This is a genomic window from Pseudomonas hygromyciniae, assembly GCF_016925675.1.
Taxonomy (GTDB): Bacteria; Pseudomonadota; Gammaproteobacteria; order Pseudomonadales; family Pseudomonadaceae; genus Aquipseudomonas; species Aquipseudomonas hygromyciniae.
In genome coordinates, this window is the sequence record NZ_CP070506.1 from 2,152,311 (window position 1) to 2,173,799 (window position 21,489).

The 21,489-nt window shown below is 57.7% G+C and carries 18 protein-coding genes, 2 tRNA genes, 3 rRNA genes and 1 pseudogene; 12 read left to right on the forward strand and 12 right to left on the reverse strand.

From position 1 onward, the window contains the following. Positions 1-22 precede the first annotated feature (22 nt). The 5 genes from JTY93_RS09600 to JTY93_RS09620 all read right to left on the reverse strand — a co-directional run bounded on the left by JTY93_RS09600 (position 23) and on the right by JTY93_RS09620 (position 3,396). The gene (locus JTY93_RS09600; protein ID WP_205479076.1) at positions 23-598 is read right to left on the reverse strand and encodes a DUF6162 family protein; all 576 of its coding nucleotides are present in this window, start codon (positions 596-598) and stop codon (positions 23-25) included. Continuing rightward, positions 595-924, reverse strand: a complete 330-nt coding sequence (locus tag JTY93_RS09605; protein ID WP_169998218.1) for a hypothetical protein — start codon at positions 922-924, stop codon at positions 595-597. Before JTY93_RS09605 ends, JTY93_RS09600 begins: the two co-directional genes overlap by 4 nt. Beyond that, positions 921-1,460, reverse strand: coding sequence for a PA2404 family protein (locus JTY93_RS09610; protein ID WP_205479078.1), 540 nt, complete (start codon positions 1,458-1,460; stop codon positions 921-923). The genes JTY93_RS09605 and JTY93_RS09610 overlap by 4 nt, the downstream gene beginning before the upstream one ends. Continuing rightward, complete coding sequence (locus tag JTY93_RS09615; RefSeq protein WP_205479080.1) at positions 1,457-2,668, reverse strand: PepSY-associated TM helix domain-containing protein; 1,212 nt, start codon at positions 2,666-2,668, stop codon at positions 1,457-1,459. Before JTY93_RS09615 ends, JTY93_RS09610 begins: the two co-directional genes overlap by 4 nt. 272 nt (positions 2,669-2,940) lie before the next feature. Beyond that, positions 2,941-3,396, reverse strand: a complete 456-nt coding sequence (locus tag JTY93_RS09620) for a VOC family protein (RefSeq protein WP_205479082.1) — start codon at positions 3,394-3,396, stop codon at positions 2,941-2,943. Positions 3,397-3,591: 195 nt separating this feature from the next. Between JTY93_RS09620 and JTY93_RS09625 the strand changes: the two genes are divergently transcribed. Further along, on the forward strand, positions 3,592-3,957 hold the full coding sequence (locus JTY93_RS09625) for an antibiotic biosynthesis monooxygenase (RefSeq protein WP_169998210.1): 366 nt from the start codon (positions 3,592-3,594) through the stop codon (positions 3,955-3,957). On the opposite strand, the gene JTY93_RS09630 is transcribed toward JTY93_RS09625, so the two are convergent. From JTY93_RS09630 to ssuD, 3 genes and pseudogenes are all read right to left on the reverse strand, one after another. Further along, positions 3,946-5,049, reverse strand: a complete 1,104-nt coding sequence (locus JTY93_RS09630; RefSeq protein WP_205479084.1) for a sigma-54 interaction domain-containing protein — start codon at positions 5,047-5,049, stop codon at positions 3,946-3,948. The two genes, JTY93_RS09625 and JTY93_RS09630, sit on opposite strands and share 12 nt — an antisense overlap. Positions 5,050-5,057: 8 nt before the next feature. Next, positions 5,058-5,174 (reverse strand): annotated as a pseudogene (locus JTY93_RS09635) (acyl-CoA dehydrogenase family protein); the annotation flags it as partial. 55 nt (positions 5,175-5,229) lie between these two features. Beyond that, positions 5,230-6,375, reverse strand: coding sequence for an FMNH2-dependent alkanesulfonate monooxygenase (ssuD, locus tag JTY93_RS09640; RefSeq protein WP_205479095.1), 1,146 nt, complete (start codon positions 6,373-6,375; stop codon positions 5,230-5,232). A gap of 254 nt (positions 6,376-6,629) precedes the next feature. On the opposite strand from ssuD, the gene JTY93_RS09645 reads away from it, so the two are divergent. The 3 genes from JTY93_RS09645 (at position 6,630) to JTY93_RS09655 (ending at position 10,126) form a co-directional block, all read left to right on the forward strand. Next, on the forward strand, positions 6,630-6,899 hold the full coding sequence (locus JTY93_RS09645; RefSeq protein ID WP_169998204.1) for a hypothetical protein: 270 nt from the start codon (positions 6,630-6,632) through the stop codon (positions 6,897-6,899). A gap of 220 nt (positions 6,900-7,119) precedes the next feature. Then, positions 7,120-8,280: a cysteine desulfurase family protein gene (locus tag JTY93_RS09650; protein ID WP_205479098.1), complete on the forward strand. Its 1,161-nt coding sequence runs from the start codon at positions 7,120-7,122 to the stop codon at positions 8,278-8,280. 37 nt (positions 8,281-8,317) lie between these two features. Next, positions 8,318-10,126 (forward strand): aminopeptidase P family protein, encoded by a 1,809-nt coding sequence (locus JTY93_RS09655; protein WP_205479100.1) that lies wholly within the window; start codon positions 8,318-8,320, stop codon positions 10,124-10,126. 45 nt (positions 10,127-10,171) lie between these two features. On the opposite strand, the gene JTY93_RS09660 is transcribed toward JTY93_RS09655, so the two are convergent. After that, positions 10,172-10,762, reverse strand: coding sequence for a 2-hydroxychromene-2-carboxylate isomerase (locus JTY93_RS09660; RefSeq protein WP_205479102.1), 591 nt, complete (start codon positions 10,760-10,762; stop codon positions 10,172-10,174). Positions 10,763-10,798: 36 nt separating this feature from the next. Next, the gene (locus tag JTY93_RS09665; protein ID WP_205479104.1) at positions 10,799-11,530 is read right to left on the reverse strand and encodes an SDR family oxidoreductase; all 732 of its coding nucleotides are present in this window, start codon (positions 11,528-11,530) and stop codon (positions 10,799-10,801) included. Positions 11,531-11,620: 90 nt separating this feature from the next. Here JTY93_RS09665 and JTY93_RS09670 point away from each other — a divergent pair, with 90 nt between their 5' ends. After that, positions 11,621-12,181: a TetR/AcrR family transcriptional regulator gene (locus JTY93_RS09670; protein WP_205479106.1), complete on the forward strand. Its 561-nt coding sequence runs from the start codon at positions 11,621-11,623 to the stop codon at positions 12,179-12,181. 4 nt (positions 12,182-12,185) lie between these two features. Here JTY93_RS09670 and JTY93_RS09675 read toward each other — a convergent pair whose 3' ends face one another. Both JTY93_RS09675 and rhtA read right to left on the reverse strand, forming a co-directional pair. Next, positions 12,186-12,467 (reverse strand): hypothetical protein, encoded by a 282-nt coding sequence (locus tag JTY93_RS09675; RefSeq protein WP_205479108.1) that lies wholly within the window; start codon positions 12,465-12,467, stop codon positions 12,186-12,188. Positions 12,468-12,636: 169 nt separating this feature from the next. Then, on the reverse strand, positions 12,637-13,524 hold the full coding sequence (rhtA, locus tag JTY93_RS09680) for a threonine/homoserine exporter RhtA (protein ID WP_205518999.1): 888 nt from the start codon (positions 13,522-13,524) through the stop codon (positions 12,637-12,639). 41 nt (positions 13,525-13,565) lie between these two features. Here rhtA and JTY93_RS09685 point away from each other — a divergent pair, with 41 nt between their 5' ends. The 7 genes from JTY93_RS09685 (at position 13,566) to mrdA (ending at position 21,485) form a co-directional block, all read left to right on the forward strand. Further along, entirely contained in the window at positions 13,566-13,859 is a 294-nt protein-coding gene (locus JTY93_RS09685) for a hypothetical protein (RefSeq protein WP_205519000.1), read from the forward strand. 293 nt (positions 13,860-14,152) lie between these two features. After that, positions 14,153-15,690: ribosomal RNA gene (locus JTY93_RS09690) — 16S ribosomal RNA — on the forward strand. An 82-nt stretch (positions 15,691-15,772) separates the two neighbouring features. Further along, positions 15,773-15,849, forward strand: a tRNA-Ile gene (locus tag JTY93_RS09695). Between the two features lie 30 nt (positions 15,850-15,879). After that, positions 15,880-15,955: transfer RNA gene (locus JTY93_RS09700), tRNA-Ala, on the forward strand. 249 nt (positions 15,956-16,204) lie between these two features. Beyond that, positions 16,205-19,105, forward strand: a 23S ribosomal RNA gene (locus JTY93_RS09705). 149 nt (positions 19,106-19,254) lie between these two features. Beyond that, positions 19,255-19,370: ribosomal RNA gene (rrf, locus tag JTY93_RS09710) — 5S ribosomal RNA — on the forward strand. Together the 16S, 23S and 5S rRNA genes with 2 tRNA genes alongside form the textbook arrangement of a ribosomal RNA operon. A 222-nt stretch (positions 19,371-19,592) precedes the next feature. Beyond that, positions 19,593-21,485, forward strand: a complete 1,893-nt coding sequence (mrdA, locus tag JTY93_RS09715; RefSeq protein ID WP_169997623.1) for a penicillin-binding protein 2 — start codon at positions 19,593-19,595, stop codon at positions 21,483-21,485. Positions 21,486-21,489 lie beyond the last annotated feature (4 nt).

Below are 21,489 nucleotides of genomic sequence, written 5' to 3' on the forward strand. Positions count from 1 at the left end.
TTCTCTCGGAGACAGCGTGAATTCAGTGGCGATGCTGGCGGGTGACACCAGCGTCGAATTGCGCAACGACCTGCTGCCAGCCAGCGGCGATCAGCCCCTGGTCGCTCAGGTCAGTGGGGGCAGCCAGGTTGGTGCTGCGGTTGAGCCAGATATCCGGCTCGGTGCCGTTCACGCGCATCAGCAGCGAACCGCTGGTGTCATTGGCCTGGCTCAAGCCCAGGTACGCCGAAGGCGCCAGCAATTGCCAGCGGTGATCGCCACGGCTGACCGAACTGGCGTCCTGGGCGAAGGGCGCGAAGCCTTCTTCGGCCAGTTGCGCGGGCGTCGGCAGGGTGCTTTGTTCCTGCGCCAGCAACTGGATCTCATCCAGAGTCACCCGCAGGTCTGCGTAGATGCCTTGCTCGGCGGCGCTCAAGTCGCGACGGGCGTCCAATTGATGGCTGACCACCGCCTCGACTTCCTGGGTTTCGCCATGCAGCGACACCACGGTGCCGGCGACGGCCAGGATGATCAGGCACAGCAACAGGACGTAGAGGGTCTCGTGGCCGGCACCGGCCGGCCGGACAACCTGGGTATTGCCTGGGTTCGCACGGGTCATGGTGCCTGGATATCCGCTTGGTCGATCTCGACAACGTGGCCGGGACCGGCGTCAAACAGCACGTAGAACTCGCTGGCAGGTTTCTTGAAGGTCAACGTCGAGTCGGCCCCCAGCTTGCCGGGCACCAGGATGGTTTCGTCGTAGCCGATCACATCCAGGGTCACGCCGGGCGCGCCGCTGCCATCGGAGAAGCCGCCGGTGCACTGGATCTGCTCGCCGGGGATTTCCTTGCACTCGCACATCGGGTTGTGGGCCAGGGCTTGGGTGCTTGCGCCGGCGCAGAGGATCAGCACGGCGCAGGCGCGGGTCAGGCGAATCAAAGTCATGGTTTAACTCCTTGCTTGGTCAACCAGGCGACGGTGGCAGGCGAAGCCTGACTCAAGGGAATGGAAGCCTGCTGCATGCTGCCGTCCCAGCCTTCCATGGTGATCCACAGTTCGGCGTCAGGCGATGTGCGTTCAGGAACAGGCAGGGCGGCGCCCATGCGGTACGGGGTGCCGAAGAAAATCACCCCGGCGGCGCGCAGGCTGCGGGGTTTGCCGATGCGCAGGTAAGTGGCCTTGACCTGCTTGACGCACTCTTTGCACAGCGCGGCATTGAAGGATTTCATCGGGCCGGCCGGGTCCGGGCGTGGGGCTTCGTTGCGCAGTTCGGCCAGTGTCAGGCTCCACGGGCCGACCTGTACCTCGCCCACTTCACGTTCGCCCAGACCGCTGTCACCGCGAAACAGCGCGGCATCGGCAAAGTACTTGGGCATGAACCCCAGGGGCACCAGCAACAGCAGGATATTGATGTGGAAGCGCCATTTCAGCCAAAAGGCCCGCAGTGGCGAGGGCGGTTGCACGGTAGTGGCCTTGTTCATCGTGTGCCCTCCGGGCTTTCGGTGTGCAGGGCTGGCGTGGCTTGGGAGTGCTCGGCCTGGCGTTGTGCCTTGTTGTTGCGCTTGAACGCATGCAGCGTCGCCAGCGCGGTGCGCTTGCTCCAGATCAGCAGCCCGCTGAGGACCATCATGCTCAGCAACAGGCCGAAAAACGCCCAGATCAGCTTGATCCACAGGCCGCCAAAGTCGCCGGTGTGCAGTGGGCGCATGGACTCGGTGACGAACTCCAGGGCCGAGCGGTCGGACAGCAGGTGCGAGGAGGCGATTTCCCCGTTATAGGGGTTGATGTCGGCAAACTGGTACATCAATGGGTACCAGCCGCGCCCGCCAATGCTCAGGTGGCTATAGGCGGTGCTTGGCAGGCTGATGAAGCTGGCCTCCAGCCCGGGAATGCGTTCGGTCGCAATGCGGATAGCTTCGTCGATGGGCACCATGGGGGCCGGCACGCCAGGGGCTGACATCGGCACTTTGTCCCGGCTGATCACCGGCACAATCGGCGCCGTGGAAATAGTGATCTGGTTATCCGACAGCGCTGCTTCAATCAGGAACCAGGTGCCGGTGATGGAGATCACGGCGATAAACCAGATCGACCAGATCCCGCTCAGGCGATGAAAGTCGCCCCAGAAGATCCGTGCACCATGCTTGAAACGCAGGGTGGGTTTGAAAAAACCTTTCCAGAAGCGTTTGTAGACCACCAGGCCGGTGACCAGAGATGCCAGCATCGGCAAGCCGAGAAACGACACCAGATACCAGCCCCAGCTGTAGCCATTGGTGAAGGGCACTAGCCACCACCCATGCAGGGCGCGGGTGAATTGCTCGAAATTGAACGCCGGACTGATGCCCTGGATCACCCCGGTGTAGGGGTTGACGTAGACAGTCACGGCGCGCCCGTCGGGGTAGGTGACCCGGGACATCAGCGCAAAGTGGGATTCGTCGTGGCGACTCAGGTCGGTGACAATCAGATCGGGTTCGGCGCGGTTCATGGCCTTGATGATCTGGTCATAGCTCAGCGGCTCGGCGTTGTCCGAGGGTTTGTTGGCGCGCATTTCCGGGTTCACCAGCCAGACGATTTCCTGGCTGACCACCGCCAGGGTCCCGGTGACGCAGACGATCAGTACGAAGAACCAGATGGGCAATGCCAGCCAGCTGTGTACGAGAAACCAGAGTTTGGAGCGTGACTTCTTCGACATGTCTATGGGGGTCTTGATCGGAGGGGGGCAAAGAAGGCCCGGGAAAGGCCGGTCGTAGCTTTTGCTTACGCGACGGGCTGTATCTAAGTTAAGACGGATGAGAATCGCAAAACCCTAAGGCGGAAATGAAAGCAAATGTTTCCAATGCGCAACAACCACCCTGTAGGAGCCGGCTCGCCAGCGAAAATCTCCAACGATTGCGCGGGTTACCGGTTATCCCGTGGTGTTCTCGGTTTTTTCGCCGGCAAGCCGGCCCCTACAGGTGATTGGGTTTAGGCAAACTGGTCCTTGGCGCGCTGGCGGATCTGTTCCTCGGTCAGTTCTTCTTTATGGGTGGCGAGAAACCAGACGTGCCCGAAGGGATCTTTCACTGTGCCGGAGCGGTCGCCGTAGAACCGATCCTCGGGTTCGCAAATGCCTGTGCCGCCGGCCGCGATCGCTTGTTTGTACTGCGCGTCGACGTCCGCCACATAGAGGTGCAAGCCAACACTGGCAGGATGCTCTCCAGGGGTGCCAAGTGGCATTTCGGCACAAGGTGATGCCAGCATGATCGGCGAGTCGCCAATGCGCAGCTCGGCATGGCCGACCTTGCCGTCGGGCATATCCAGGCGCATGACAACGGTGGCACCGAAGGCCTTCTTGTAGAACTCGATGGCTTCAGCGGCCTTTTCGATACCCAGGTAGGGCGTGATGCTGTGATAGCCCTCGGGGATAGGGTTGACGCTCATTTCGCTCTCCTTGATGGTTTGTTCTGGGGCCCGGTTTTTCCGGTGTTTTCACTATAGGCCAAGTTTTTTCTGGCCTCTGGGCAGCCGACGACCGTGCTGTTTCGGCGCCTTTAACATTTCCTCGAACAGAGGCTTGACCTTGACTTAACTAGAGGTCTTACCCTGCGTGGCACCTACAGCTAAAGGGGATTTGTCATGCAGGCTTGCGCGAAAAGTTATGGTTTTACCCAATTGATCGAGTTTCAGATCGAGCCCCGCCAGCAGTGCGCGCTGGTGTTGGCGCTGTCTGAGCAGACCGAGCGCCTGGCCCAAGGCCATGAGGGGTTTCTGAGTGCCAGTGTGCAGGTCAGTGATGATGGGCGGCGAGTGCTCAACTACCTGCAATGGCGGACCCGCGCAGATGGCGAGGCGGCGTTCAATCGCCTGGAGTGCGAGGGCGGGGACTTCTGGACCTTGATTTGCGCCCATCAGGCCACGGCCGTGACGTTCGGTTCATTCCAGGTGCTGCGCAGTATCGAGCGCAGCGCCGACAATGCATTGGCGTGCAACCTATATCGATAGATGCAACATGCGTTCGCCTTGCAGGGTTTCCCCTGGGCGGCGCTTGTTGACCGCCAGTTCCCCGATCTTGATCAGGCGTGTGCGTGTGATGTTGCGGCTCAGGCCGAGCAAATTGGCGGTGTGCACCTGGTTGTAGTGACTGAAGCGGTAGGCGGCGCGTAGCAGCGCGTCTTCGACCTTCTCATGGAGCGCGCCGGCCTGTTCGTCAAACAGCTTCTGGAAGGCCCGCTCCAACAAGGCTTCGGCACTACTGTCGAGCCCGTGATGACTGTCGTCGTGGCGCTCGATGCGCATGTTCGACAGGCGCAGGTCGTCGCGCTCGATCACACCGTTGCGGCAAATCAGCAAGGTGTGATGAATGACGTTTTCCAGCTCGCGGATATTGCCCGGCCAACTGTAGCGCTTGAGCTTGTGCTCGGCCTCGGGGCTGATGGTGATGGGGCCGTAGCCCAGGCGCTGGCTATAGGCGTCGATAAAGTGGCGGGTCAGGGGCAGGATATCGCCTGGACGTTCGCGCAACGGGCTCAGTTCCAGGCTGACCACGTCCAGGCGGTAATACAGGTCTTCACGGAAATGCCCGGCGTTGATGGCCCTTTCCAGTTGCACATTGGTCGCCGCCAACACCCGTACATCGATGGCAATGCTCTTGCGTGAGCCCAGGCGCACCACTTCGCGTTCTTGCAGGACGCGCAGCAGCTTGACCTGGATGGCCATGGGCAGGTCCCCGATCTCATCGAGGAACAAAGTGCCGCCGTCGGCCTCTTCGAACCAGCCGGCCTTGGCGCTGAGGGCGCCGGTGAACGCGCCTTTTTCATGGCCGAACAACTCCGCTTCCACCAGGGATTCGGAAAATGCCCCGCAATTCACCGCGACGAAGGGCCGGTTGCGCCGGGCGCTGAGGGTGTGGATGTGGCGGGCCACCAGTTCTTTACCGGTGCCGGTTTCGCCGATGATTAGCACGCTGGCCTCGCTGGGGGCCACTTGCTGGATATGCGCGAGCAGCGCCTGGGACTTGGGGTCTTCGAAGACTTGCGCGGTGGCGCGAATCGACGTGGCAAGGGCGGGCGAGGGCGGTAGGGTTAAAAGCTGCATGGGCACCTCTAGGAATAGAACGTTGGCGTCGGCAGGGACTGGTTCAGGGCCCAGTCGCCCGGTTCGTGGAGCTAGTAGTCCACCGGATCGTGCAGGCTTTGGGTGTGCAGGTCGCGCCAGTGGCGGCGATCAGCCGCTTGGCGGCTTGCAAGGGGATGGCAGGGCGCTATAAAGGCTGGGTCAGACCTTTGCGGTGGCGGGCAGTACATCGTTGGCAATCATTTCGCCAAACGGCCCGGTGAGGTTGGTGATGCCGCGTCCGGCCAGGCTGGCGTAGGGTTCGGGCAGCAGCGGGAATACCAGCTCGGCAAAGCGATAGGCCTCTTCCAGGTGCGGGTAGCCGGAGAAGATGAAGCTCTCGATACCCAGGTCGGCGTATTCCTTGATCCGTTCGGCCACTTGCTGTGGGTTGCCCACCAGCGCGGTGCCGGCGCCCCCGCGTACCAGGCCGACGCCGGCCCACAGGTTGGGGGCGATTTCCAGGTTGTCGCGCCGACCATCGTGCAGGGCGGCCATGCGGCGCTGGCCTTCGGAGTCAAAGCGCGAGAAGGATTTTTGCGCGGCGGCGATGGTCTCGTCGCTGATGTGTTCGATCAACTTGGCTGCGGCCTTCCAGGCCTCGTCTTCGGTTTCGCGCACGATCACATGCAGGCGGATCCCGAACTTGACGGTGCGGCCATGGCGCGCCGCACGTTCGCGCACATCGGCGAGTTTCTCGGCGACAGCTGCGGGCGGCTCGCCCCAGGTCAGGTACACGTCGACCTGTTCGGCGGCGAGGTTGTGGGCCGCATCGGACGAGCCGCCGAAGTACAGCGGTGGGTAAGGTTTCTGGACTGGCGGATAGAGGGCCTTGGCGTTCTGCACCTTGAGGTGTTTGCCTTCAAAGTCGACAGACTCGCCTTGCAATACCCGACGCCAGATCTTGAGGAACTCATCGGTCACCTCATAACGTTCGCTATGGTCGAGGAAACTGCCGTCGCCACGGTTTTCATCGGGGTCGCCGCCGGTCACCACATTGATCAGCAGGCGGCCGTTGGACAGGCGGTCAAGGGTGGCGGCCATGCGCGCGGACACGGTGGGCGAGATGATCCCGGGGCGGATCGCCACTAGGTAACGCAGGCGTTCGGTCAAAGGCACCAGTGCCGAGGCAATCACCCAGGAGTCTTCGCAGGAGCGGCCAGTGGGAATCAGCACGCCGTGATAACCAAGATTGTCGGCGGCCTGGGCTACTTGCTTCAAATAGTTGAGGGTGACCGGGCGCGCGCCTTGGGTGGTCCCGAGGAAATGGCCGTCGCCATGGGTGGGAAGAAACCAGAAAACATCCATGACAAGTCCTTGAGCGATGTTCGACAGAGAGTGTTGCCTGATCAACAGTTATCTAAACAACAGTTGCGGCGTGGGGGGGACCGTTATAGATCGTCTGGTTTATTCCGTAAACGAACGTATTTCTCTATTTATAGATCTATAAGGAATATGCTGGATTGGCTGATAGCGACTATCACAGAGGATGATTTTCCCCCGGGAAGGCGCGGGAGTAGCCTGTGTTCATTGCCTTGACCCCGATTCGCAGGACCTTCGTCATGAACCATTGCCTCTCTGTTTCCCTGTTGCTGATTGCCTCTTTCCTCGCCGGTTGTGCCGCTCAGCCGGGACCCGAACTGCGCCCGTATACAGCCGAGGAAACCAGGCAATTGGCGATGGAGGGGCTCAACCGTCGCGGTTTGTCGTTTGACGAATATCAGCAGAAGAAAGCCGAACTGGCGGCCCGGCCACAGAAGCAGTTTGGTTTTGATCGCCAGGGCGAAATGAATGCCGAACGCAACGTGACGTTGCATGGCCGTCCGAGCTAAAGCATTGGTTATGGTCCCGAGCCCGAGGTTCCCCGCAGGAACTTCGGGCTTTTTGTTTTCCATCCTTTTCATCGAGCCTGTTAAGCTCAATTTCAGGAGCGTTCCTACGCACTTTTCAATTCTTTAACGGCATCCGATCGGGTTAACCTGACGATCTCTGTACTGGTCGCTGCCCCTGGGATGCTGATCTCGGGAACATGCTCTGCGGGTCTTTAACGTCATGAATAAACGTCCTTTGTATTTCGACTACGCCGCCACCACACCGGTGGATGAGCGGGTCATCCAGGTCATGGTCGAGTGCCTGGGTTTCAATGCCAATTTCGGTAACCCCGCGTCCAGCTCCCATGCGTTTGGCCAGCAGGCCCGGCACACGGTCGAGCAGGCACGCCGGCAGGTGGCAGAGCTGGTCGGCGCCCAGCCCGAACAGATCGTCTGGACCTCGGGCGCCACCGAGTCCAACAACCTGGCGCTCAAGGGCGTGACCCAGGCGCGGGGCGTGGCCGGTGGTCATATCATCACCAGCCAGATCGAGCACAAGGCGACATTGGACACTGCGCGCCAATTGCAGGAAGCAGGGATTGCCGTGACCTACCTGGTGCCGGACGCCGACGGCCTGATCACCGCCGAGGCGGTCAGCCAGGCCCTGCGTGAAGACACGTTCCTGGTGTCGTTGATGTTGGTCAACAATGAGCTGGGTACGCTCAACGACATCCCGGCCATTGGCGCGCGAGTGCGTGAGCATGGCGCGCTGTTGCATGTGGATGCGGCGCAAGGGGCGGGCAAGGTCGAGATCGACCTGGCGCGTTGGCCGGTCGACCTTATGTCGTTTTCTGCACACAAACTGTATGGCCCCAAAGGCATTGGTGCGTTGTATGTCGGGCCCAGGGCGCAGCAGAACGTTACGGCGCAGATCCACGGCGGTGGCCATGAAGGCGGGCTGCGCTCGGGCACCCTGGCGACCCACCAGATCGCCGGCATGGGCAGCGCTTTTGCCTTGGCTGCGCAATTTTTCGCTGAAGAGTCGGCGGGAATTGTCGCGTTGCACCAGCGTCTGCTTGAGCAAGTGCAGGCTATGCCCGGCGTGCGCCTGAACGGCAGTGCCACCCAGCGTATTCCCCACACCTTGAGCCTGACTTTCAACGAAGGCGAGTTCAATTCGGCGGCCTTGAGCGCGGGTATCGCTTTTTCGGCGACGTCTGCCTGCAATTCGGCAAGCAATGCGCCGTCCCATGTACTGCTTGCCCTGGGGCATGATGCGCGCAGCGCCGGTCGCACTATTCGCCTGAGCCTGGGGCGGTATACCACTGAGCAGGATATCGACCAGGCGGTGCAATTGATCAAGAGCTCGTTGGCCAGCGCACCGGCCTTCTGGGCGGTTTGAAACACATAACAATTATTAGTGGTTAGCAGGAGACAAGATGAGTACGCAGCCTTTGACCCATGGAACGGTTCCCCAGCGCCTGGCGCATACCCGCGAGTTGATGAAACGGGAGGGGATCGATGCCCTTCTGGTGCCATCGGCCGACCCGCACCTGTCCGAATACTTGCCGGGCTACTGGCAGGGACGGCAGTGGTTGTCGGGGTTTCATGGGTCGGTAGGTACGCTGATCGTCACGGCTGATTTTGCCGGCGTCTGGGCTGACAGCCGTTACTGGGAGCAGGCAACCAAGGAACTGGGTGGCAGCGGCATTGAGCTGGTGAAACTGCAACCGGGGCAGCCCGGCCCGCTGGAATGGCTGGGTGAACAAACCCCGGAAGGTGGGGTAGTGGCAGTGGACGGTGCGGTGATGGCCGTTGCGTCCGCCCGTACCCTGGGCGCCAAGCTGGCGGAGCGGGGTGCTCGCCTGCGTACCGATATCGATCTATTGAGCGAGGTCTGGACCGACCGTCCCGCGCTGCCAAGCCAGCCGATCTATGAGCACCTGCCGCCCCAGGCCACTGCCAGCCGGGTCGAAAAGCTCGCGGCACTGCGTGCCAGCCTGAAGGAAAAGGGCGCGGATTGGCATTTCATTGCCACCCTGGATGACATCGCCTGGCTGTTCAACCTGCGCGGTGCAGATGTTTCGTTCAACCCGGTGTTTGTGTCGTTCGCCCTGATCAACCAGCAGCAGGCAACGCTGTTTGTTGCCTTGAGCAAGGTCGATGCACAGTTGCGCGGGTTGCTGGAGCGGGATGGCGTGACGCTGCGTGACTACAGTGAGGTGGCTGCGGCCCTGGCTCAAGTGCCGGACGGTGCCAGCCTGCAGATCGATCCGGCGCGTGTTACCGCAGGGTTGCTGGGTAACCTGGGTAGTGGCGTCAAGCTGGTGGAAGGCATCAACCCGACCACGCTGGCCAAGTCCCGTAAAAGCCTGGCGGATGCCGAGCATATTCGCCGGGCGATGGAACAGGATGGCGCAGCGCTGTGCGAGTTTTTCGCCTGGCTGGACTCGGCCCTGGGGCGTGAGCGCGTCACCGAACTGACGATTGACGAACACCTGACGGCAGCGCGCGCCCGGCGCCCGGATTATGTGTCGTTGAGTTTCAATACCATCGCCGCGTTCAATGGCAATGGCGCGATGCCCCATTACCATGCCACGCAAGAAGAGCACGCGGTGATCGAGGGCGATGGCCTGCTGTTGATCGATTCCGGTGGCCAGTATCTGGGCGGTACCACGGATATCACGCGGATGGTGCCAATCGGCACGCCGAGCGAGGAACAAAAACGTGATTGCACGCGGGTGCTCAAGGGCGTGATTGCTCTGTCACGCGCGCAATTTCCCAAGGGCATTCTCTCGCCATTGCTGGACGCGATCGCCCGTGCGCCGATCTGGGCCGAAGGCGTGGATTATGGCCATGGTACCGGGCATGGGGTGGGTTACTTCCTCAATGTCCATGAAGGCCCGCAGGTGATTGCCTACCAGGCCGCGGCTGCACCGCAAACCGCCATGCAGCCGGGAATGATCACCTCTATTGAGCCTGGCACATATCGTCCGGGGCGTTGGGGGGTGCGTATCGAGAACCTGGTGTTGAACCGGGAGGCGGGTAAGACCGAGTTCGGTGAGTTCCTCAAGTTCGAAACCCTGACTCTGTGCCCGATCGATACCCGTTGCCTGGTACCATCATTGCTGACGCTCGAGGAGCGGCAGTGGTTCAACGACTATCACGCCGAGGTGCGGCAGCGCTTGAGCCCGTTGCTCAGTGGCGCCGCGTTGGAGTGGTTGCAGGTGCGTACGGCGGCTATATAAGGACTGACTGCTCGCAGGTCCAGGCCTGCGAGTAGCATATAGGCGTCAACTCAAGGCTTCGCGTACAAAATCCAGGCGATCCTGGCCGAAGAACAGTTGTTGACCGACAAACATGCTGGGCGCACCAAACACGCCACGGGCAATCGCCTCATCAGTCTTGCGCTTGAGGGCGTCCTTTACTGCCTCATTCTGGGTCAGTTCCAGCACCTGTGCAGGGTCGAAGCCGTGTTCCGCCAGGACCTGCGCTACGACTGCTGGATCACCCAGGTTACGCCCGTCCACCCATAACGCCCGGAACAGGCAATCTATAAAGTCAATAAAACGCTCTGGCTGGTGCAGTTGAATGCCGGTGACGGCGCGCATCAGTGTCAGGGTGTTGATGGGGAAGTGCGGGTTGAACTTGAGGGGCACACCGTAACGCTTGGCGTAACGTGCCAGGTCTTGCAGCATGTAGCGGCCCTTGGCCGGGATAGTGATGGGGGAGGCGTTGCCAGTGGCTTTGAAGATGCCGCCCAGCAGGATCGGCTGGTACACCAGTTGGCTGCCGGTTTCAGCACAGATACCGGGCAGTTGGGTGTAGGCCAGGTAGGTGGTGGGGCTACCGAGATCGAAGAAGAACTCCAGGGTTTTGCTCATTTCGGATACTCGCTGCTTATTGTTATGTAGGCGTGCTTACCAGGTTTCGTTCCAGGGACGCAGGTCCAGCTCGAAGGTCCAGGCGTCCCGTGGCTGGCTGTGCAAGTGCCAATAGTTGTCGGCGATATGCTCTGGATCAAGGATGCCATCCTGATCCTTGAGAGCGTATTTGGTTGGGAAGTTGTCGCGGATGAAGTCGGTGTCAATGGCGCCATCCACCACCACATGGGCCACATGGATGTTCATCGGTCCAAGCTCACGCGCCATGCTTTGAGCGAGGGCGCGAATGCCGTGCTTGGCCCCGGCGAAGGCAGCGAAGCCGGCGGCGCCGCGTAACCCGGCGGTGGCACCGGTAAACAGGATCGTCCCGCGCCGGCGGGTCACCATGCGCTTGGCTACTTCCCGGGCATTCAGGAAGCCTGAGAAGCAGGCCATCTCCCAAATCTTGAAATATTTGCGTGCGGTTTCTTCGAGGATGCTGCAAGGCACATTGGCGCCAATGTTGAACACAAAGGCCTCAATCGGACCCAGCTCGCTTTCGATCTGCTCGATCAGCGCGATCACCTCGTCCTCCTTGCGCGCATCGCAGGCAAAGCCGTGAGCTTCGCCGCCAGTGGCTTGAATACTCGCTACCAGTGGCTGCAGCTTGTCGGCACTACGTCGGGTGACGCAGGCCACATAACCTTCACGGGCAAAGCGCTTGGCGATGGCGCCGCCTGTAGCGTCGCCTGCGCCGACGACCAGTACGATTTTCTTATTTTCAGTCATGGGAGGTCCTTTGGTAAACGATCGTTAACTAAACGAACGTTATGCTACGCTTTGGCATGCGTCAAGGTGGTGAATTCAAGGGGAGAGGCGATGCGCTATTCAGTCAGTCACAAGCAGCAAACCAGGGATAAACTCCTACAGAGCAGTGCGGCCCTGGCAAAAAAAGAAGGGTTTGCCAGTGTTGGAGTGGATGGCTTGATGAAGGCCATTGGCTTGAGTGGGGGGGCGTTTTATAGCCACTTTTCCTCGAAGGACGCATTGTTCAGCTCAATCGTCGAGCACGAGTTGAGCCAAAGCCTTGAGCGTTTGGGGGAAGGGGAGGGGCAGAGTCGAGAACGCCTGGATCGATGCCTCAAGATCTACTTGAGCATGGCCCACGTGGAGCAAGTGCAAGAAGGGTGTGCGTTGCCGAGCATGGGGGCGGAAATTGCCCGTGCTGATATAGCCGTACGCCAGCAGGCGCAGGAGTGGATCTGTCGGTTGCAGGCCAACTGGGCGCGGACTTTGGAGAGTGACAGCTTGGCCTGGGCGATCTTGTCCCAGTGTGTGGGGGCACTGGTGGTGGCTAGAATGATGGTTGACCCGAATCTTCAAGCACAGGTGCTTTCATCGAGCTATAAAGAGCTCAGCCAGAGAATCGCCCAACCATGACCATTTACTTGCAGAGTACGATCATGCTGCGGCTGGTATAGCCGGCAGGGTTGATACCGAAAGGGTAATCACCCGGCTCTTCGGTGTTGTCGCCGGACTTGGCGATGACCCGGTAGCCCTTCTTGCCACACGAGTTGGCTGCGCTGGCGTAGCACTGGTCCCAGGAGGAGGACAGGCCAGAGCAGTTGATATGCAGCCCTTTCTTTCCGCGTTTGACTTCTGTCTTGGTGGTTGCGGCACACCCCGCCATGGCGATGACTACAAGCACTATCAAAATTCGCTTCATTACCATCCTTAATAGCCGCGCCGCTGGAATGCCCGATGCTGGCTTTGCTCGCTCTCAAGTGTAGCGTTCGTGTATGTCCTTATACGAAAATCTCCATGACTGACACTGAGTTACGGCCTAAACATGGCCTAATTGAGCGGCAAATGCCAGAGCTTCGTTAAATCCTGTCTCAATCTGCCGCGACGATTGGCTTTGACTGGCTGCGCATGGTCAGCGTCGCGCCCACGGACGCCAGGATAATGCAGGCGATAGCGAGCCATTGGGCCAGGGACAGGTATTCCTGGAGGAAAAACAGGCCGGAAAGCGCGCCGAATGCGGGCTCGATACTCATTAGAGTGCCGAAGGTGCGTGCGGGCAGACGGGTCAGAGCGACCATCTCCAGGGTATAGGGGAGGGCGGTGGAAAGAATCGCCACGCCAATGGCGATGGGAATCAATGAGGGTGTGAGCAGGGCGCTACCGGCGTGGACGATACCGATAGGGGCTACGAACAGTGCGGCGATCATTACCCCAAGGGCGGCTGTTTGGACGCCGTTGTCCGCGCCAGCTTTTTGCCCGAACAGAATATAGAGTGCCCAGCAGATACCCGCACCTAGTGCGTAGGCTGCCCCGGTCAAGTCGATGCCTTGGCTGGCTTCACCAACCGGTATCAATAGCAGCAGGCCGATGACGGCCAAGGCTATCCACAAGAAGTCAACAGCGCGCCGCGAGGCATAGATGGCCACCGCCAGTGGGCCAGTGAATTCCAGGGCCACTGCAATTCCCAAGGGCACGGTGCGCAATGACATATAGAAGAGAAAGTTCATGCCGCCCAACGCCATCCCGTAGACGATGACGGTCCGCAGCGACTTGGCGGTGAGTTTTGCACGCCAGGGGCGAAGCAGCAGCAGCATGATGATGCTGGCGAAAACCAGGCGCAGGGTGGTAGTGCCTTGGGCGCCGACAATCGGGAACATGCTTTTGGCCAGCGAGGCGCCTGACTGGATCGAGGCCATGGCAATCAGCAGCAGGCCGACAGGGAAAAGCGCTGAACCCAGGCTGCGGGATGAGGTGGTCATTGGGGGTGTTTGTCCAGGGTCATATAAAGGCAGAGGCCGCTATGATGATCAACTGGTTCGCAATGGGCAATATATTGCTCAGTTTTGTACGTATTCTCTTTAAAGCGACGGATATTGAGTGTCTAGATAGAAAAACCACATTAACCCTTGACGGCGAATTATATCTGTCTATAATTCGCCCCACTTCCGGCGCAGTCGAAACGGAAAACTCCTTGGTAAACAATGAGTTATGCAGAATTCGACAGTGGGTTGCTTCAGTTCATCGAGGCCAAAAGGAAGTTGAAAAAGAGGTGTTGACAGCAGCGTGTAACGCTGTAGAATTCGCCTCCCGCTGACGAGAGATCGGAGGCGCAAGTGGTTGAAGTTGTTGAGAAAAACCTCGAAAACTTCTGAAAATAACCACTTGACAGCAAATGAGGCTGCTGTAGAATGCGCGCCTCGGTTGAGACGAAAGATCTTAACCAACCGCTCTTTAACAACTGAGTCAAGCAATTCGTGTGGGTGCTTGTGGAGTCAGACTGATGGTCAACAAGATTATCAGCATCACAAGTTACTCCGCGAGAAATCAAAGATGTAACCAACGATTGCTGAGCCAAGTTTAGGGTTTCTTAAAAACCCAAAGATGTTTGAACTGAAGAGTTTGATCATGGCTCAGATTGAACGCTGGCGGCAGGCCTAACACATGCAAGTCGAGCGGTAGAGAGAAGCTTGCTTCTCTTGAGAGCGGCGGACGGGTGAGTAATGCCTAGGAATCTGCCTGGTAGTGGGGGATAACGTTCGGAAACGGACGCTAATACCGCATACGTCCTACGGGAGAAAGCAGGGGACCTTCGGGCCTTGCGCTATCAGATGAGCCTAGGTCGGATTAGCTAGTTGGTGGGGTAATGGCTCACCAAGGCGACGATCCGTAACTGGTCTGAGAGGATGATCAGTCACACTGGAACTGAGACACGGTCCAGACTCCTACGGGAGGCAGCAGTGGGGAATATTGGACAATGGGCGAAAGCCTGATCCAGCCATGCCGCGTGTGTGAAGAAGGTCTTCGGATTGTAAAGCACTTTAAGTTGGGAGGAAGGGTTGTAGATTAATACTCTGCAATTTTGACGTTACCGACAGAATAAGCACCGGCTAACTCTGTGCCAGCAGCCGCGGTAATACAGAGGGTGCAAGCGTTAATCGGAATTACTGGGCGTAAAGCGCGCGTAGGTGGTTAGTTAAGTTGGATGTGAAATCCCCGGGCTCAACCTGGGAACTGCATTCAAAACTGACTGACTAGAGTATGGTAGAGGGTGGTGGAATTTCCTGTGTAGCGGTGAAATGCGTAGATATAGGAAGGAACACCAGTGGCGAAGGCGACCACCTGGACTGATACTGACACTGAGGTGCGAAAGCGTGGGGAGCAAACAGGATTAGATACCCTGGTAGTCCACGCCGTAAACGATGTCAACTAGCCGTTGGGAGCCTTGAGCTCTTAGTGGCGCAGCTAACGCATTAAGTTGACCGCCTGGGGAGTACGGCCGCAAGGTTAAAACTCAAATGAATTGACGGGGGCCCGCACAAGCGGTGGAGCATGTGGTTTAATTCGAAGCAACGCGAAGAACCTTACCAGGCCTTGACATCCAATGAACTTTCTAGAGATAGATTGGTGCCTTCGGGAACATTGAGACAGGTGCTGCATGGCTGTCGTCAGCTCGTGTCGTGAGATGTTGGGTTAAGTCCCGTAACGAGCGCAACCCTTGTCCTTAGTTACCAGCACGTCATGGTGGGCACTCTAAGGAGACTGCCGGTGACAAACCGGAGGAAGGTGGGGATGACGTCAAGTCATCATGGCCCTTACGGCCTGGGCTACACACGTGCTACAATGGTCGGTACAGAGGGTTGCCAAGCCGCGAGGTGGAGCTAATCCCACAAAACCGATCGTAGTCCGGATCGCAGTCTGCAACTCGACTGCGTGAAGTCGGAATCGCTAGTAATCGCGAATCAGAATGTCGCGGTGAATACGTTCCCGGGCCTTGTACACACCGCCCGTCACACCATGGGAGTGGGTTGCACCAGAAGTAGCTAGTCTAACCTTCGGGAGGACGGTTACCACGGTGTGATTCATGACTGGGGGTGAAGTCGTAACAAGGTAGCCGTAGGGGAACCTGCGGCTGGATCACCTCCTTAATCGACGACATCAGCTGCTCCATAAGTTCCCACACGAATTGCTTGATTCATTGAAGAAGACGAAAAGAAGCAGCCCGAAATTGGGTCTGTAGCTCAGTTGGTTAGAGCGCACCCCTGATAAGGGTGAGGTCGGCAGTTCGAATCTGCCCAGACCCACCAATTTTGTGTGGGAAACGCCTGTAGAAATACGGGGCCATAGCTCAGCTGGGAGAGCGCCTGCCTTGCACGCAGGAGGTCAACGGTTCGATCCCGTTTGGCTCCACCACTACTGCTTCTGTTTGTATAAAGCTTAGAAATGAGCATTCCATCGTTGTGATGGTGAATGTTGATTTCTAGTCTTTGACTAGTTCGTTCTTTAAAAATTTGGGTATGTGATAGAAAGATAGACTGAACGTTACTTTCACTGGTAACGGATCAGGCTAAGGTAAAATTTGTGAGTTACTCGTAACTGAGTATTATCGAATTTTCGGCGAATGTTGTCTTCACAGTATAACCAGATTGCTTGGGGTTATATGGTCAAGTGAAGAAGCGCATACGGTGGATGCCTTGGCAGTCAGAGGCGATGAAAGACGTGGTAGCCTGCGAAAAGCTTCGGGGAGTCGGCAAACAGACTTTGATCCGGAGATGTCTGAATGGGGGAACCCAGCCATCATAAGATGGTTATCTTACGCTGAATACATAGGCGTAAGAGGCGAACCAGGGGAACTGAAACATCTAAGTACCCTGAGGAAAAGAAATCAACCGAGATTCCCTTAGTAGTGGCGAGCGAACGGGGGACTAGCCCTTAAGTGGCTTTGAGATTAGCGGAACGCTCTGGAAAGTGCGGCCATAGTGGGTGATAGCCCTGTACGCGAAAATCTCTTAGTCATGAAATCGAGTAGGACGGAGCACGAGAAACTTTGTCTGAATATGGGGGGGGGGACCATCCTCCAAGGCTAAATACTACTGACTGACCGATAGTGAACTAGTACCGTGAGGGAAAGGCGAAAAGAACCCCGGAGAGGGGAGTGAAATAGATCCTGAAACCGTATGCGTACAAGCAGTGGGAGCCCACTTTGTTGGGTGACTGCGTACCTTTTGTATAATGGGTCAGCGACTTATTTTCAGTGGCGAGCTTAACCGAATAGGGGAGGCGTAGCGAAAGCGAGTCTTAATAGGGCGTCTAGTCGCTGGGAATAGACCCGAAACCGGGCGATCTATCCATGGGCAGGTTGAAGGTTGGGTAACACTAACTGGAGGACCGAACCGACTACCGTTGAAAAGTTAGCGGATGACCTGTGGATCGGAGTGAAAGGCTAATCAAGCTCGGAGATAGCTGGTTCTCCTCGAAAGCTATTTAGGTAGCGCCTCATGTATCACTGTAGGGGGTAGAGCACTGTTTCGGCTAGGGGGTCATCCCGACTTACCAAACCGATGCAAACTCCGAATACCTACAAGTGCCGAGCATGGGAGACACACGGCGGGTGCTAACGTCCGTCGTGAAAAGGGAAACAACCCAGACCGTCAGCTAAGGTCCCAAAGTTATGGTTAAGTGGGAAACGATGTGGGAAGGCTTAGACAGCTAGGAGGTTGGCTTAGAAGCAGCCACCCTTTAAAGAAAGCGTAATAGCTCACTAGTCGAGTCGGCCTGCGCGGAAGATGTAACGGGGCTCAAACCATACACCGAAGCTACGGGTATCATCTTCGGATGATGCGGTAGAGGAGCGTTCTGTAAGCCTGTGAAGGTGAGTTGAGAAGCTTGCTGGAGGTATCAGAAGTGCGAATGCTGACATGAGTAACGACAATGGGTGTGAAAAACACCCACGCCGAAAGACCAAGGTTTCCTGCGCAACGTTAATCGACGCAGGGTTAGTCGGTCCCTAAGGCGAGGCTGAAAAGCGTAGTCGATGGAAAACAGGTTAATATTCCTGTACTTCTGGTTATTGCGATGGAGGGACGGAGAAGGCTAGGCCAGCTTGGCGTTGGTTGTCCAAGTTTAAGGTGGTAGGCTGGAATCTTAGGTAAATCCGGGATTCTAAGGCCGAGAGCTGATGACGAGTTACCCTTTGGGTGACGAAGTGGTTGATGCCATGCTTCCAAGAAAAGCTTCTAAGCTTCAGGTAACCAGGAACCGTACCCCCAAACCGACACAGGTGGTTGGGTAGAGAATACCAAGGCGCTTGAGAGAACTCGGGTGAAGGAACTAGGCAAAATGGCACCGTAACTTCGGGAGAAGGTGCGCCGGTGAGGGTGAAGGACTTGCTCCGTAAGCTCATGCCGGTCGAAGATACCAGGCCGCTGCGACTGTTTATTAAAAACACAGCACTCTGCAAACACGAAAGTGGACGTATAGGGTGTGACGCCTGCCCGGTGCCGGAAGGTTAATTGATGGGGTTAGCTAACGCGAAGCTCTTGATCGAAGCCCCGGTAAACGGCGGCCGTAACTATAACGGTCCTAAGGTAGCGAAATTCCTTGTCGGGTAAGTTCCGACCTGCACGAATGGCGTAACGATGGCGGCGCTGTCTCCACCCGAGACTCAGTGAAATTGAAATCGCTGTGAAGATGCAGTGTATCCGCGGCTAGACGGAAAGACCCCGTGAACCTTTACTATAGCTTTGCACTGGACTTTGAATTTGCTTGTGTAGGATAGGTGGGAGGCTTTGAAGCGTGGACGCCAGTTCGCGTGGAGCCAACCTTGAAATACCACCCTGGCAACTTTGAGGTTCTAACTCAGGTCCGTTATCCGGATCGAGGACAGTGTATGGTGGGTAGTTTGACTGGGGCGGTCTCCTCCTAAAGAGTAACGGAGGAGTACGAAGGTGCGCTCAGACCGGTCGGAAATCGGTCGTAGAGTATAAAGGCAAAAGCGCGCTTGACTGCGAGACAGACACGTCGAGCAGGTACGAAAGTAGGTCTTAGTGATCCGGTGGTTCTGTATGGAAGGGCCATCGCTCAACGGATAAAAGGTACTCCGGGGGATAACAGGCTGATACCGCCCAAGAGTTCATATCGACGGCGGTGTTTGGCACCTCGATGTCGGCTCATCACATCCTGGGGCTGAAGCCGGTCCCAAGGGTATGGCTGTTCGCCATTTAAAGTGGTACGCGAGCTGGGTTTAGAACGTCGTGAGACAGTTCGGTCCCTATCTGCCGTGGACGTTTGAGATTTGAGAGGGGCTGCTCCTAGTACGAGAGGACCGGAGTGGACGAACCTCTGGTGTTCCGGTTGTCACGCCAGTGGCATTGCCGGGTAGCTATGTTCGGAATAGATAACCGCTGAAAGCATCTAAGCGGGAAACTAGCCTCAAGATGAGATCTCACTGGAACCTTGAGTTCCCTGAAGGGCCGTCGAAGACTACGACGTTGATAGGTTGGGTGTGTAAGCGCTGTGAGGCGTTGAGCTAACCAATACTAATTGCCCGTGAGGCTTGACCATATAACACCCAAGCAATTTGCGTCGAAAGGCCAGATTGCGGTGTATGAAGACGAAATGAACCGAAAGTTCGATCTTGCAAACACCGACTTCTATTACATACCCAATTTGCTGAAGCGAGGCCAGCTGGCCACGACTCAGTACCCGAATTTCTTGACGACCATAGAGCATTGGAACCACCTGATCCCATCCCGAACTCAGTAGTGAAACGATGCATCGCCGATGGTAGTGTGGGGTTTCCCCATGTGAGAGTAGGTCATCGTCAAGATTAAATTCCGAAACCCCAATTGCGAAAGCATTTGGGGTTTTGTTTTGGGCGGTAGAAAAGCAAAGGGTGCTCTTGACGCTGTTGGTACCCACTTGAAATGCCGTTCGGGTAATTCAATACAAAGTGTTTCGGCATTTTTGGTATGGTGCAGCACCTGTTCCAAGGACTGATCTTTGCACCGCAGGAAGCGGCATTGTCCCTGCTCAACGAGATGCTGTAGAAATGCCCGAAGCCATACCTATCAAAGACCACGAGAAAGAACATCGCCTGGTCAATAAACGCCTGCTGGCCTGCGCAATACTGGTGCTTGGCATCACCTGCGCCCTAGTCGCCCGCATGTACTTCCTGCAAGTGGTTGAGTTCGACTATCACTCCACCATCTCCGAAAACAATCGTGTCCACGTCCTACCCATCACCCCGACTCGCGGCCTGATCTATGACCGGAACGGCGTGGTCCTGGCCGATAACCGCCCCAGTTACAACCTGACGATCACCCGCGAACGGGCGACCGACCTCAAAGGCGAGCTGGATTCGATCATCACTCTCCTGCACCTGCCAGCCGAAGACCGCGCAGTCTTTGACAAGGCCTTGAAGCAGGCGCGTCACCCATTTGTGCCCGTGACGCTGTTCTATGAATTGACTGAAGAACAGATCGCCATATTGGCCGTCAACGAATTCCGCCTGCCCGGCGTGGATGTGGAACCACAGTTCGTGCGTCACTACCCGTTGGGTGCACACTTCGCGCACTCCATTGGCTACGTGGGCCGTATCAACGAAAAAGAGTCAAAAGAGCTGGATTCGGTCGAGTATCGTGGCACGCAATCTATCGGAAAAACCGGTATCGAGCGTTTCTACGAGCCACAGTTGCACGGCCATGTGGGCTATGAAGAGGTCGAGACCAACGCCCAGGGCCGAGTCCTGCGAGTGCTCAAGCATACCGACCCGATCCCTGGTAAAAACATTGTCCTGAGCCTGGATATCAAGCTCCAGGAAGCCGCCGAAGAAGCCCTGGGCGACCGTCGTGGTTCAGTGGTTGCCCTGGACCCACAAACCGGCGAAGTCCTGGCAATGGTCAGCAAGCCCAGCTTTGACCCCAACGCGTTTGTCACCGGCATCAGCTTCAAGGAATATGCCGCTCTGCATGATTCCATCGACCGCCCCTTGTTCAACCGCGTACTGCGCGGGCTGTATGCGCCAGGCTCGACGATCAAACCGGAAGTGGCCATCGCCGGTCTCGACAGTGGTGTCGTCACCGCGCAGACACGGGTCTTTGACCCCGGTTACTACCAACTGCCCGACTTTGATCACAAATACCGCAACTGGAACCACAGCGGCGATGGCTGGGTAGATATGGACGCTGCCATCATGCGTTCCAACGACACCTACTTCTACGACCTGGCCCACAAACTGGGGATCGATCGCCTACACGACTATATGGCCGAATTCGGCCTGGGCCAGAAAGTCTCCCTGGATATGTTCGAAGAGTCGGCTGGCTTGATGCCGTCCCAGGCCTGGAAACGTGCGACGCGCCGCCAGCCGTGGTTCCCGGGCGAAACCGTGATCCTTGGCATCGGCCAGGGCTATATGCAGGTCACGCCGTTGCAACTGGCCCAGGCCACCGCGCTGATCGCCAACAAGGGCGTGTGGAATCGCCCGCATCTGGCCAAGACCATCGACGGTGTACCGCCCGTGGATGAACACCCCATGCCCAATGTCGTGCTTAAGAACCCCCGCGACTGGGACCAGGTCAACCATGGCATGCAAATGGTGATGCACGATCCGCGCGGCATTGCCCGCGCATCGGCCGCCGGCGCGCAGTACCGGATCGCCGGCAAGAGCGGGACCGCACAGGTGGTGGCGATCAAACAGGGTGAGCGCTACAACCGGCTCAAGACCCGCGAGCGCAATCGCGATAACGCATTGTTCGTCGGCTTCGCCCCGGCTGAGCACCCCAGGATCGTGATTTCAGTGATGATCGAAAACGGCGAGGCGGGCGGCCGCGTAGCAGGCCCGGTGGTACGCCAGATCATGGATGCCTGGTTGCTTGACCAACAGGGCCACCTCAAACCGCAGTACGCTACCCCGGCCAAGGCACCGGGTGACCCTCACGTATAGGACA